Origin of the sequence: Roseovarius sp. B08 (assembly GCF_051417955.1) — a bacterium.
Taxonomy (GTDB): domain Bacteria; phylum Pseudomonadota; class Alphaproteobacteria; order Rhodobacterales; family Rhodobacteraceae; genus Roseovarius.
In genome coordinates, this window is the sequence record NZ_JBPRLW010000001.1 from 152,353 (window position 1) to 165,709 (window position 13,357).

Genomic DNA, 13,357 nt, shown 5'->3' on the forward strand with positions numbered 1-13,357 from the left:
GCACACACAGACATCGCCCCCCGGCTGGTTACCGGGTTATTTCGGGACGATACCAAGACAGATTAAGAGATTGAGAATACTTATATTTTGGAACCATGCCGACTGTCTTTGGTTGATCACCCATGATCACGAAGACTTGAGGTATCAACGATGGAAGAAGCAAATTTCTCGCTAAGCTGGATCGATTACGCAATAGTCGTTGTCTACTTCGTCGGCGTGGTGGCGCACGGCATCTATGTCTCGCGCAAGAGCAAGGGGTCCGGCTCCGAAGGCTATTTTCTCGCCGGGCGAACCATTCCCTGGTATCTGATCGGGTTCTCGCTGTTCGCCTCGAACATGTCGGGCTCCAGCTTCGTCGGACTGATGGGCGGCGCCTATGACAACGGCGTCGTGATCTTCAACTACGAGTGGACCGCGGCCTTCGTCCTCGTCATCTTCGCGGTGTTCATCTTGCCAAGCTATCTCAAGGCCAAGGTATCCACCGTCCCTGAGTTTCTCGAACAACGGTATGACGTCCGCTCCCGGCGGGCGTTTTCGCTTTTCACGATCCTCGCAATCATGTTCATCGACACGGCTGGCGCGCTGTACGCGGGCGGGCTGGTGATCGCCAACGTGACCGATTACCTCAACCTCTGGACAGCCGTCGCCGTGCTGGCGCTGGTCGCCGGCATCTACACCATTCTCGGCGGCCTGTCGGCGGTGGTTGTCACCGATACGGTACAGGCGATCCTTCTGATCGTGGGGGCCGCGGCCCTGTTCTGGATCGGCCTCGACGAAGTCGGCGGCTGGCAGGAACTGTTCACCGATCTCGACGACAGCAAGAAACACCTGATCCTGCCGGCCTCGAACGACTTCCTGCCGTGGACGGGCTTGTGGGGCGTGATCCTGCTGGGGTTCTATTACTGGACGATCAACCAGTTCGTCGTGCAACGTACACTTGGTGCGAAATCGCTGCGAGAAGGGCAGATCGGCGCCCTGTTCGCGGGCTTCCTGAAAATCCCGAACCTGTTTCTGATGATCCTGCCCGGGCTGATCGCGCTGAAACTCTATCCCGATCTGTCGACACCTGACCTGGCCTTTCCGACGCTTGCGTTCGAACTGATGCCGATCGGGCTGCGCGGGCTGATCATGGCCGCCCTTATCGCGGCGATCATGTCGTCGCTCGACTCCGCGCTCAACTCCGCCGGCACGCTGGTCACGCTCGACTTCGTCAAGCCGCTCAAGCCTGACCTGGACGAACAGACCTACGTGAAGATCGGCAAGGTGGTGACCGGTATCTGCATGGTCATCGGCGCGATCTATGCCCCGATGATCGCCGGGTTCGAGTCGCTCTTCTCCTACTTCCAGTCGTCGCTGTCCTATATCATCCCGCCGATCGTGGTGGTCTACATCCTGGGCCTGTTCGTGCCTTGGCTGAACGGGAACGGCGCCTTCTGGACGATCCTCTTCGGGCTGGTCGTGGGTGTGCCGATCTTCATCACCAAGGAGGTCTATGACATCTGGTCCAATCTCGGCCTGCCGGAAATACACTACACGGTCATGTCCTCGATCATGATGTTCATCGCGATCGGCCTGCATTTCGGCATATCCGCCGCCACGCGCCAGTCGGAAAAGGAAGGTGTCGAGGATCTCGTCTGGAATGCGAAGGAAGCGCGCGAGGAACTTTTCCAGCTCGAAAGCCCGATATACCTGGACCGGACCCTGCTTTCGATCCTCCTGATCGTCTGCATGGGCGGCATGATCTGGTGGTTCTGGTAAACACGTCACGCGCGGGGCGCAAAGATCGCGCCCTGCGCACCAGGTACCGGTGTCAGATATCGACCGATCCCACAGACCCGCCATCAACCCGGTAATACGCGCCCGTGACGAACGAGGCGCGCTGACTGGCCAGACAGGCAATGACCGGCGCCACTTCTTCGGGCTGACCCCGACGCTCCAGCGTCAGGAAGGGCCGTTCTTCCTTCAGGAACCCGTCGACCGCATCCTTGACCGAGCCACCTTCCGCCTCGGCGCGTTTCTCCATCATGCCATCGGTCATCGGCGTCTCGATAAAGGCCGGCGCCACGCAATTCACCGGCGTATGTCTTCAATTCTGCAATCAACGGCTCGGAATCGGCCCGGTTCCGATGCTGAAGCAGGAACCACATGCGCCACCGGTTTGTTCTACGGGCAAGTATCATCACCCCCGGATGCAGGAGCACATCATGAGCACGAACATGCACATTCCCGCCCAAGCGCAGGACAAGATGCCTGCCGACGAGCACAAAATGGACCCGCCACCGGATTACGCGCCCCGCTACCCCGGCGTCGGCAAGCTGAAGGACAAGGTCGCACTGATCACGGGCGGCGACAGCGGTATCGGCCGGGCGATCTCGATTCTTTTCGCGCGAGAGGGCGCGAAGGTGGCCATCGCCTATTTCTATGAGGACAAGGACGCGGAAGAGACCAAGCGCCTGGTCGAGGAAGAAGGCAGCGAGGCATTGCTGATCCGGGGCGATCTGGCCGATAAGGATCACGCAGAGAACGTCGTGTCCCGCACCGTCGATACGTTAGGCAAGCTCGACATCGTGATCAACAACGCAGCTCAGCAGTGGCTGGACAGTGGCGCCGAAGACCTCGACGAGGAAACCCTGCGCCGTACCATGGACAGCAACGTGATGGCTTATTTCTTCGTCACGCAGGCCGCGCTGCCTCATCTGGGCGAGGGTGCCGCCATCGTCAACACCTCCTCCGTCAACGCGTTCAAGGGCAACGCATCGCTCGTGGCCTATTCCACGACGCGTGGTGCATCGCTGGCCTTCTCGCGCTCCATGGCCGAGGCCCTGGTCGAAAAAGGCATCCGCGTCAACACCGTCGCGCCGGGCCCCATCTGGACGCCGTTCATTCCCGGAACCATGCCGCCCGAAGAGGTCGAGGATTTCGGCAGCCATGTGCCCATGGGGCGTGCCGGCCAGCCTTGGGAGGTGGCGACCGCCTTCCTTTTCCTTGCCTCATCCGACGGCAGTTATTTCAGCGGCCAGACGCTTCACCCCAATGGCGGGGCGATCGTTGCCGCCTGAGCCCTGGCCCCGCTGCCCCGTCATCTATGAGATCTACCCGCGCTCGTTCCGCGACACCACCGGATCGGGCACGGGTGATCTGCAGGGCGTTCTGAACGGGCTCGACCATGTGGCCGACCTCGGTGTCGACGCCATCTGGATAGCGCCGTTCTACGCCTCGACCATGGAAGACGGCGGCTATGACATCATCGACCACTGTGCCGTGGACCCGGCAATGGGGGATCTGGATACCGTACGCCGTATCATCGATCGCGCCCACGAGTTGGGGCTGCGCGTCCTGACGGATCAGGTGCTGAACCACACCAGCTATCGCAACGTCTGGTTCGAGAAGAGTGCCACTCGGCAGGACGGGTTCGACGACTGGTACGTGTGGCGCGATGCCAAGCCGGACGGCACGGCGCCTAACAACTGGATGAGCTATTTCGGCCCTCCGGCCTGGACATGGGACCATAGGCGCGAGCAATATTACTGGCACCAGTTTCTCGCTTGCCAGCCCAACCTCAACCTGCGTCACGAGGACGTTCAGGCAGCGCTGAAGGCTCAAATGAGGTTCTGGCGTGACCTTGGAGTCGATGGCTTCCGCATGGATGCGATTTCGGCCTATCTTCACGATGAGACCTTTCCCGACAATCCCGTCGCCACGCCCGACCTCCGCGAACGCGTGGCCGGACCCTCTTTCAGCCCCTATGCGCGGCAGGACCATAAATACGACCTGCTGCCCGGCGATGGGGCCGCCTATTGCGACAAGGTGCGCGATTGGGCCGGGGAGGACGCCTATCTTCTGGGGGAGATCAATGTCGGCAACAAGGCGGTCGAACTTGCCCGGCAGTTCACCGAAAAGGGCCGTCTCGACACGACCTATACGATCGATTTCCGGGAGCGCGGGTTCACGCCCCGGGTGATCGCCGACGTGCTCGACCGAGCGGCCCGAAGCGGGGAACCGGCCGGGCGTCTGACGATGTGGCTGTCTTCGCATGACCAAGCGCGTCATGTTTCCATCTTCGGCGACGGCAGCGCGCGCGACGCCAGGTTTCTCGCGATGGCTGCCGGATGCCTGCCGGGTCCGTGGCTGATCTTCCAGGGCGAGGAGCTTGGCCTGCCCCAGCCCGATCTGAGCCGCGAGGAAACCACCGATCCTTTCGATCTGATGTTCTGGCCCGACGGCCCGGGTCGCGAAGGGCCACGCGTCCCGATCCCCTGGACCGAAGAGGGCAACGCTTTCGGCTTTACCTCCGGCACCCCGTGGTTGCCGATGCGCTGGTCCGAGGGCGCCTCCGTTCAGGCGCAGTCTCAGGACAACGGCTCGGTGCTGAACTTCTACAAGATCCTGCTGCGCCTGCGCCGCGCTCACCGCTTTGCCGACGGACGGATAGAGGCAATCGAGGCGAAGGACGATCTGCTTTACCTGCGTACAAGCTGTGATGCCGCGTCTTTCGTGGTGGCGATGAACTTCGGCACCGGGGAGCGGCCTGTTTCCGGCATCACCGGCGGATGTCTGTTGGCAACGGAAAATGCCGTCTCCGCCGACCGCCTGCCGGCCCGCGCCGCGGGCTTGTGGCGGTTATCCTAACAACAGGCCGATCAGGAATGTCACTGCGGGCAGTCCTGCGAAGACGGCCAGGCGCACCCGGTCCGCATCCAGGATCACGCCCGTGTCTTTCGCCTTCTCACCATAGCTGCCGCGCGCATTTGCCGGATAGTCCGGGTCGGGGTCATAAAGATTGCCGTCCAACGTGTCGCCCGTGGCCTCCCGCTCGGATTTCTGCTGTTGCGTCCCGCTGTCGGCCATCTTGCGGTCCAGCCAGTCCGGCAAGACCATGTCCCCCAGCACCAGTTTCAGCACGGATTGGCCGACGAACAATTCGCGCGGCCGCGACTCGATCGCCCGCATGACCGCCTTGGCCGCCACGTCGGGGTCATAGATCGGTGGCGCCGGTTGCGGTTGCTTTGGCAAGCGGTGTCTGGCCCAGTCGAACTGCGGCGTGTTGAGCGCGGGCAGTTGAACCAGCGACAACCGCACAGGATGCTCGGCGCGGATCAACTCGGATCGCAACGACGAGGTGAACCCGTTGATCGCGTGCTTTGAGGCGCAGTAGGCCGATTGGAGCGGCACCGCGCGATAGGACAAACCCGATCCCACGTTCACGATGACCGGCTGGCCACTATGGCTGTCCATCACCGACAGCGCCGCGCGTGTTCCGTTGACCTGTCCGCCGAACGTCGCCGCAATGATGCGGTCGAATTCTTCGGCCTTCATTTCGGCAAAGGGTGAAAAGCTCGTCAGCATCGCGCAATTGACCCACGCCACAGGCGGACCGAGATCCGTGGCAAGCCGCGTTGCGGCGGCCATCATGGCATCGGCGTCGGCCACATCGCATGCCACGGTGGCGGCGCGTCCCTCGGGCGCCTCATTGCGCAGCGCGTCAAGCCGCCCCTGACCCCGCGCGATCACGCCCACACGATAGCCATCCTCGAGCAGTCGCGCGACCACCGCGCGGCCCACTCCGGCGGTTCCGCCGGTTACGATTGCGACCTTGTCGACCATTGCTGGATTCCTCTCGGGCTGTGATGTGATGAAATACGCAGCGCTCAGAATGAACGCTCGGCGGACACCTCCGGCGTCTGCTCTGATTGCGGCCCGCCGCCGACGTGCAATTCGCCGCGCATCCGCGGCAGCGACTGGGGATAGGCCGCGCGCAGCCATTCAAGCATCTTCTCGCGCACCTCGCAGCGCAGGTCCCACACCATCGGGGAGGTCCGCGCCGTCATCAGGGCGCGGATCCTGACTGTCTCCCCACCCGTCTCGACGACCTGCAAGTTGGCGACATCGCGGTCCCACAGCTTGCTCTCTTCCAGAAAATCGCTCAGCTTGTCGCGCATTTCCTTGACCGGAACCGTGTAATCGAGGTCCCAGGTCACCACGCCGATCACCTGCGCACTCTCCCGCGTCCAGTTCTGGAACGGCTTTTCGATGAAGTAGGACAGCGGCACCACCATGCGCCGTCTGTCCCAGATCCGAACGACGACGAACGTGGCGAAGATTTCCTCGACCCAGCCCCATTCCTCTTCGACGATCACGACGTCCTCCAGCCGGATCGGCTGGGTAATCGCGATCTGGATACCGGCGATCAGATTGGTCAGGACCGGGCGCGCCGCCAGGCCCAGAATCAGGCCGGCCGCGCCCGCCGAGGCAAACAGACTGACCCCGTATTCCTGAACCTCGTCAAAGGTCAGCAGCGCCGCCCCCGCCGTGACGAGTGCGATGATGATGTTCGTGGTGCGCTTCAGCAGCCGCAACTGGGTGACATGCTTGCGCGCGGTCAGATTGTCATCGACGTTGAAGTTGAAGCGCCGGCTCGAGCGATCGGCGAAATGGTTGGTCAGCACGATCAGCATCCAGCCGACGAGGATGATCAGCAGAACTAGCGCGGCATGTTCCAGCGTGTTTTCCGCCCGATTGCTGAGATCCGTGCGCGGCACCGCAAAGATCAGCGCCGCAAGGACAAAGGCCGGGCGAAGCGGCCGGCGCGCCCGGCGCAGCAGCGAACGCGTCATGTCGAACCGCTTTTCGATCCGCGCCAGAAGAACCCGGTACAAAAGCGCGTGCACCAAAAGCGCCGCGCAGGCGACGAGGGTCAGCACTATCGCAACACTGACGCCCTCGGGCAGGCCCGAGATCCATTGTTCAAGCGACACCATGATAGAAACATCGCTCATATCGAAATTCATACAGGGTCCTCCTGCGAAACCGTTCTCGGTCGACCCCTGAAAGCACTGCGGGGCCTCGCAACGGCGCGACGGGCCTTTACCTCGTTCAGGTCACCAACGCCCGGCCTACCAGAAATGTTCGACCTGAAGCCCGATGCTCAGCCCATCGCGGCCCGAAACGCCGGGCGCGATGCCCGCCTGTTCCGCCCCGTCGTCCCATCCGGCATAGGTCACATAGGCGCGGTAGCTCGGGCGGTCGAAGAACTTCGGACCCTCACGCCATTCCAGCGCGCTGGTGATCTTTCCCAGCGTGCGGCTGTCGCCGCTTTGGGGCACGACGTGATCAAGACCCGTTTCCAAGGCGAAGTAGATGTTGTTCGGGTTCAGGCGCCAGATCTGGCGCGCACCGATCGAATACCAGTTTCGATCGTCCGACTGCCATTCCGCCACACCCGTGGCCATCACGGAATACCTGTCGGTTGCGTTCCAAAGGTAGGATCCGACCAACCGGGCCGACATGTCGCTGTTGGCCGCCTGCGGATCGGACGCGAAAGACAGGCTGCGCCCTGCCCCCCAACCGGTCTGCAAGGCCACCACGACTTTCTGACCGCGCTTTGTCTCGTGATCGACCTGAAAGGTCATCATGCCGCCGCCGTCGTTGGCCAGCCCGCTTTCATCGGCAAAGCGAAAGTCCAGCCCGACGGTCAGGTCGGTGTTCTCTGCCAGCGCGATCTCTTCGAGGCGCGTGTCGAGACGGATATACGGTGTGCCGTCCAGCGCTGTTTCGATATCGCCGGCACTTGCGAAGAACAGCGCGACCGACCCCTTGGCAAAATCGAGATCGACACCCGTCACGCCAAGCCCGCTGCCGGTGGCGTCCCAATAGTAGAAATCGTTGATATGCACATCCTGACGCTTGTAGAACCTGTGCCCGGCCCAGATTTCCGCTCCCGACATGGCCCCCGTATCAGTGAACTTCGACACCCCGATCCAAGCTTCCTCGCCGAAGAACTGGACATCGTCATATGCATTGAGCGGCGTGGCAAGCAGACTTCCGCGAAAGGTCAGCGCCACCTCCGGTCCGCCGCCCTCTGCGCCGAACGTCAATGTCCCGCCAAGCTCGGCATAGGTCTCGCATTCGTTGCCAAGCCTGTATTTCGCCCGTGCGCCCGGAAGTTGAAAGCAGACCTGCCGGTCGCCGTCTGCATTTATTCCGAAACCAGATCGGACATAACCGAAGGATTCAAAGCTCGGGCCGGGGGTATCGGCAGTGTCGTCCTGCGCATGAACCACCGTGGCGAACATACTCAAAACGGCGGCAATCAAACGACGCATATTGAACCTCACGTTTTTGTGTGAACGCGTGATCGCGCCATACCGTTCCGTAATTCGCGCGTCGCGGTCGTGGAACGCGGCTCGACCGCCATCCCCCGTTCCCGCGCCTTGCGCGGCTGAACGCAGATTCTCCGAGGTGGCCGGCAACTGGTCCTTGAAGCCCGACACGGCGCACTAACTTTCGGTCATGACACAGCTTTCCGAACTCCACGACGCCAGCGACGGCGCACACCCGCCCGACATAGACTGGCGCCTGAGCGCGGCTTTCCTCGATTTCGACGGCACCCTTGCCCCGTTGGAGCAGCACCCCGATGACGTCCGCCTTCCGGACCGTGAACGCAGGCTGGTGAACCGATTGAGTGACCTCACCGGCGGCGCCGTGGCCGTCCTGACCGGTCGTGACCTCAGCAACATCCGCGGCTTCTTCAAGGACATGCCGGTCGTCCTGAGCGGCAGCCATGGTGCGGAGATCGAGGGCCACGACAGCCCCCTGCTTCGGCCGGGCGCACAGGCGGAGCTGACCCGGTGTCACGATGCGGTACGAGGCTATGCCGAAAAATACGGTTTGCTCGTGGAAAAGAAGGCAGCGGCCGTGGCCGTGCACTATCGCGAAAAGCCGGATATGCAGCAGGCAGTGACCGCCTTCGTAAGCGATCTGGCCGAGACCAGCAGTGCCCTGAAGCCCCTGCATGGCAACATGGTCAGCGAACTGACCTTGCGCGACGTCGACAAGGGCACTGCCCTGCTGCGTCTGATGGAGCATGGTGCCTTTCAGGGCCGGATCCCGGTCTCGGTCGGGGATGACACAACAGACGAAGACACGTTTCGCGCGGCCCGGTCTCTGGGCGGTATCGGCTTGCGGATCGCGACCCGCACGTTGGCGGAAACGGCGGCAGAGCACGTTTTCGCCACGCGCACCGATTTCGTCGACTGGCTCGAACACAGCCTCGAGCAAGAAACGGAGGCCGGCTGATGGATCTCGGACTTGTCGGAAACTGCTCCGTCGCCGGGCTAATAGACCCGCATGGCAGCCTGAACTGGTTCTGCCTGCCCCGGTTCGATGGCGACCCCGTCTTTCACGCCCTTCTGGGGCATGGTCCTGACAACCCCGATGACGGCGCCTTCAAGATCGAGATGGAAGAACTGGCCGAGGCCGAGCAGGCCTATCTGCCCAACACCGCGATCCTGCGCACCGTGCTGCGGGGCAGCGGCGGCGCGGTCGAGATACTCGACTTCTGCCCCCGTTTCGAAGCCTTCGGCAGACGTTACCGCCCCCGCATGTTCGTCCGCCAGATCCGCCCGCTCGACGGCTGGCCGCGCGTCCGTATCAAGATCCGGCCCCGTTTCGAATACGGCGCGAGAAAACCTTTTGTCTCGTCAGGATCAAATCACATCCGCTACGTGGGCGAGCAGGAGGTCATCCGCCTGACCTCCGACGCCCCGCTCGATCACGTGCAAAGCGAACAGCTGATCCATCTGGACCGCCCCTACACCTTTATCCTCGGACCGGACGAAACGCTCAACGAATCCGCCGGCGCGACCGGAGATCAGTTTTTCCAGAAAACGCGCGCCTATTGGAAGACATGGTCACAACGCCTCGCCGTGCCGTTCGAATGGCAGGATGCCGTCATCCGCTCGGCCATCACGCTGAAGCTCTGCAATTACGAACAGACCGGCGGAATCGTCGCCGCAATGACCACTTCGCTGCCCGAGGCGCCGCATAGCGGCCGAAACTGGGATTACCGGTTCTGCTGGGTGCGCGACGCCTTCTTCACGGTCCGTGCGCTCAATTCACTCGCCGCGACGCGCACGCTCGAGAACTACTTCAAATGGCTGATGAACGTGGTGTCGGACGCCAAGGGCGGCCACATCCAGCCCGTTCTCGGCATCGGATTGGAGACAGAGCTGACAGAGTGGCAGTCCGATCATCTGTCCGGCTTCCGGGGCATGGGCCCGGTGCGCATCGGCAACCAGGCGCACGAGCATTTCCAGCACGACACCTACGGCAATGTCATCCTTGGCGCCGCTCCTGCCTTTTTCGATCAGCGCTTGCGGATGGACGTGGGCCGGCATGCCTTTGAAATGCTGGAACCGCTGGGTGAGCAGGCCTGGCGGCTGCACGCCGAACCCGATGCCGGGATATGGGAACTGCGCACACGCTCCCGCATCCACACGTCCTCTTCCCTGATGTGCTGGGCCGCCTGTGACCGGCTGGCCCGCATCGCCGCGCATCTGGGTATCGCAGACCGGGCACGTTTCTGGAGCGATCGGGCGCACCGGATCCGCGAAAGAATCCTTGCCGAGGCCTGGTCCGACAAACGCCAGACCTTCGTCGAAAGCTTCGGTGGCGAAACCCTGGATGCCAGTGTCCTTCTCATGGGCGAGGTGAATTTCCTGCCGCCCTCTGACGAGCGCTTCAAGCTCACCGTCGAGGCACTTTCGCGCTCGCTCGGGCGCGGTCCGTTCATGCTGCGTTATGAGGAGGCCGACGATTTCGGCGTTCCCGAGGTTGGTTTCAACGTCTGCGCCTTCTGGCGGGTGGACGCGCTGGCCCGGATCGGGCGCAAGGAAGAGGCACGCGAGTATTTCGAAGAATTGCTTCGCGCCCGGAACGGGCTGGGCCTCATGTCCGAGGATACCGCCTTTGACACAGGTCTGGGATGGGGCAATTTTCCCCAGACCTATTCCATGGTCGGGATCGTCAACGGCGCCATGCGACTCTCTCAATCCTGGGAAAGCCAACTTTGAACGAGACTGCGCTGGTTTCCGAGGAACGATCTCGCGGGAGTAAAGTTATTTCCACGTCGCTTCGAACCAACGAACAGCCAGAAAAGCGCGTGCGTGATGCCCGGAAGATTGATTGTCGTTTCCAACAGGATACCCACCGGCGGTGCAACGGCCGGCGGCCTCGCTGTGGCGCTGCATGACGGGCTGGCGGAGAACGGCGGCATCTGGATCGGCGCACATCCCGAACCCGGCCCCGAAGAGGGCCTTTTCGAGATTGGCAGCGATCCCTACACGCGCCTCGCTTTCCGCCTGAGTCCCGAGGACTATAGCAACTATTACCTCGGTTTCTCCAACTCCGTGCTCTGGCCCTTGTGTCATCGCCGAAGCGACCTCGTCGATCTGCGCCCGGAATTCTACGACCAGTATCTCGCCCTGAACGAACGGCTGGCGGATATGATCGCAGAGGTCGCGCGCCCCGATGACGATATCTGGGTGCACGATTATCACCTTCTTCCGATCGCACACGCTCTGCGCGCGCGCGGCGTGTCCTGCAAGATCGGCTACTTCCTGCACATCCCTTTTCCCGCGCTGGGCGACATGTCGGTCCTGCCTGATCCCGGGATGATCGCCGCGTGGCTGGCCGCCTACGATCTTGTCGGGCTGCAAACCCGTGCCGATACCGCCCGCTGCCTCGAGATGTTCCGCGCCGACCCGCGCGCAGAGCCTTTCGCGGACGGTTCCATCAAGTTCGAAGAACGCCTGGTGCGCGTGCGGTCCTTTCCCATTGGCATCGCCGTCGATGAATTTCGCCAGATGGCCGCGGACGACGGGACGGCGCCCTTCGGCTCGGAACAGCCCGAGGAATTCGTCATCGGCGTCGACCGCCTTGACTACAGCAAGGGGTTGCCCAACCGCTTTCGCGCCTTCGGCGAGTATCTTGAACATCATGCCAAGGGCCGCCGCCCGTGCCTGCTTCAGGTCGCCCCGCCGTCGCGCGAGGTGGTCGAGGCCTACCGCCAGATCACCGAGGAACTCGAAGAGCTGTCGGGCCGCATCAACGGGCGCTATGCCCAGCTTGACTGGACCCCGATCCGCTACATCCACCGCTCCATTGATCGGGGCCGCCTCGCGATGCTGCACCGCCAGGCCAGCGCGTGTCTCGTGACCTCCCTTGCCGACGGCATGAACCTTGTCGCCAAGGAATTCGTCGCGGCGCAAAAGCCGGAGGATCCGGGCGTACTGATCCTGTCGCGCTTCGCCGGCGCCGCCGAGGACATGACCGAGGCGCTGCTGGTCAATCCCTACGATGTCGGCGAAATGGCATCCGCGATCGATGCCGCCCTGAACATGCCCCTCGAGGAACGGCAGCGGCGTCACCAGTCCTGCCTTCGCGCGGTGGAGAATTCCGACATATCCCTTTGGACGTCGCAGTTCCTGCAGGCACTGGCGCGCTGCCCGGGCACGATGACCATGTCCGCGCGCTCAACGCACAAACGCCGCGAAAGCGTCGCGGACACAACGGGAGTTGAAAGTTCGATTGGAACCTGAGCGCCTGGTTGCGGATATCGGCGGCACGAATGCCCGTATCGGCCTCGCCGCCAATGGCTCGGTGCGCGCCGACACTGTCCGTACTTATCGTAACGCTGATTTCTCGTCCCTCGAGGCCCTGCTGAAAGCCTATTGCGGGGACCGGCAAGATATCCCTCACGATGCCGCCCTTGCCGCAGCCGGGCCCAAGTCCGGCGACGCGATCCGGCTGACCAACCGCGACTGGACGATCCTGCCGCGGACGCTGCGCGACGCTTTGGGCTTTCGCCGTGTCGGCCTTGTCAACGATCTCGAGGCGCTGGGCCTGTCCCTGCCCCAGATCGCGGCGCATTCCGCCACCATCTACCACGGCCGGGACGACGGGCCGCAATCCCTCGTGGTCGGCATCGGAACCGGATTCAACGTCTGTCCGGCGCTAAGGCTCTCCACCGGCGCCTCCGTCACCTTGAGCAGTGAAACCGGGCATGCCTCATTGCCTTCGGACATCGCGGCCCTCGTCGCGCCCTTCGGCGTGCAGGCGAGGGTATTCGAGGACATTTTTTCCGGCAGCGGTTTCCTCGCGCTCTTTCGCGCCACCTCGGGGATCGACGTCACCGATCCGAGTGCAGCCACCCGCCTGATGTCCGAGGAGGCAGAGGCCACCTCCCGGTTCGGGCGTCTTTACGGGGCCTGCCTTGCGCGTCTGGTCCGGCATCTCACCTCCTGCTTTCTTCCCACGGGCGGCATCTACTTTGCCGGGAGCGTCGCGCGCTCGGCGCTGCGCGCTTCTTTCACCGTCGAGGAACTGCGCGCGCTGCGCGGTCCAAGCGTATTGGGCGAAGACTGGATTCCGGCCATACGGCTTGTCGAGTACGACGATGCCGCGCTGACAGGCCTCGCGCAACTTTCGCTGAGCGAAAGCGACGCCGTCACCAGGAATTGAGCCCCCGGACCCACGTTTGGACCCAGCCCGGTCGCCGAGCCGCCAATGTTGCCAAAGG

11 protein-coding genes are annotated in these 13,357 nt (G+C 62.8%); 7 read left to right on the forward strand and 4 right to left on the reverse strand.

The window, feature by feature from the left end:
- The first annotated feature begins 150 nt into the window (after nucleotides 1-150).
- Nucleotides 151-1,758 (forward strand): sodium:solute symporter, encoded by a 1,608-nt coding sequence (locus tag ACSQ76_RS00770; protein WP_437155066.1) that lies wholly within the window; start codon nucleotides 151-153, stop codon nucleotides 1,756-1,758.
- A 52-nt stretch (nucleotides 1,759-1,810) separates the two neighbouring features.
- Here ACSQ76_RS00770 and ACSQ76_RS00775 read toward each other — a convergent pair whose 3' ends face one another.
- Nucleotides 1,811-2,065: an SDR family oxidoreductase gene (locus ACSQ76_RS00775; protein ID WP_437155067.1), complete on the reverse strand. Its 255-nt coding sequence runs from the start codon at nucleotides 2,063-2,065 to the stop codon at nucleotides 1,811-1,813.
- A 139-nt stretch (nucleotides 2,066-2,204) separates the two neighbouring features.
- Here ACSQ76_RS00775 and ACSQ76_RS00780 point away from each other — a divergent pair, with 139 nt between their 5' ends.
- Entirely contained in the window at nucleotides 2,205-3,059 is an 855-nt protein-coding gene (locus ACSQ76_RS00780) for an SDR family oxidoreductase (RefSeq protein ID WP_437155068.1), read from the forward strand.
- Nucleotides 3,049-4,629, forward strand: a complete 1,581-nt coding sequence (locus ACSQ76_RS00785) for an alpha-amylase family glycosyl hydrolase (RefSeq protein ID WP_437155069.1) — start codon at nucleotides 3,049-3,051, stop codon at nucleotides 4,627-4,629. Before ACSQ76_RS00780 ends, ACSQ76_RS00785 begins: the two co-directional genes overlap by 11 nt.
- Here the strand turns inward: ACSQ76_RS00785 and ACSQ76_RS00790 are convergent.
- From ACSQ76_RS00790 to ACSQ76_RS00800, 3 genes are all read right to left on the reverse strand, one after another.
- Nucleotides 4,621-5,604, reverse strand: coding sequence for an SDR family oxidoreductase (locus ACSQ76_RS00790; protein WP_437155070.1), 984 nt, complete (start codon nucleotides 5,602-5,604; stop codon nucleotides 4,621-4,623). The two genes, ACSQ76_RS00785 and ACSQ76_RS00790, sit on opposite strands and share 9 nt — an antisense overlap.
- 44 nt (nucleotides 5,605-5,648) lie before the next feature.
- Nucleotides 5,649-6,776 carry a mechanosensitive ion channel family protein gene (locus ACSQ76_RS00795; protein ID WP_437155071.1) on the reverse strand — a complete coding sequence of 376 codons (1,128 nt, stop codon included), beginning with the start codon at nucleotides 6,774-6,776 and terminating at the stop codon, nucleotides 5,649-5,651.
- A 117-nt stretch (nucleotides 6,777-6,893) separates the two neighbouring features.
- Nucleotides 6,894-8,102, reverse strand: coding sequence for a carbohydrate porin (locus ACSQ76_RS00800; RefSeq protein WP_437155072.1), 1,209 nt, complete (start codon nucleotides 8,100-8,102; stop codon nucleotides 6,894-6,896).
- 187 nt (nucleotides 8,103-8,289) lie between these two features.
- On the opposite strand from ACSQ76_RS00800, the gene otsB reads away from it, so the two are divergent.
- The 4 genes from otsB to ACSQ76_RS00820 all read left to right on the forward strand — a co-directional run bounded on the left by otsB (nucleotide 8,290) and on the right by ACSQ76_RS00820 (nucleotide 13,299).
- A complete protein-coding gene (gene otsB, locus ACSQ76_RS00805) occupies nucleotides 8,290-9,075 on the forward strand; it encodes a trehalose-phosphatase (protein WP_437155073.1) in 786 nt (261 codons plus the stop codon).
- Nucleotides 9,075-10,850 (forward strand): glycoside hydrolase family 15 protein, encoded by a 1,776-nt coding sequence (locus ACSQ76_RS00810; RefSeq protein ID WP_306128759.1) that lies wholly within the window; start codon nucleotides 9,075-9,077, stop codon nucleotides 10,848-10,850. Before otsB ends, ACSQ76_RS00810 begins: the two co-directional genes overlap by 1 nt.
- Nucleotides 10,851-10,946: 96 nt before the next feature.
- Entirely contained in the window at nucleotides 10,947-12,377 is a 1,431-nt protein-coding gene (locus tag ACSQ76_RS00815) for an alpha,alpha-trehalose-phosphate synthase (UDP-forming) (protein WP_437155074.1), read from the forward strand.
- Nucleotides 12,367-13,299 carry a glucokinase gene (locus tag ACSQ76_RS00820; RefSeq protein WP_437155075.1) on the forward strand — a complete coding sequence of 311 codons (933 nt, stop codon included), beginning with the start codon at nucleotides 12,367-12,369 and terminating at the stop codon, nucleotides 13,297-13,299. The genes ACSQ76_RS00815 and ACSQ76_RS00820 overlap by 11 nt, the downstream gene beginning before the upstream one ends.
- Nucleotides 13,300-13,357: the final 58 nt, after the last annotated feature.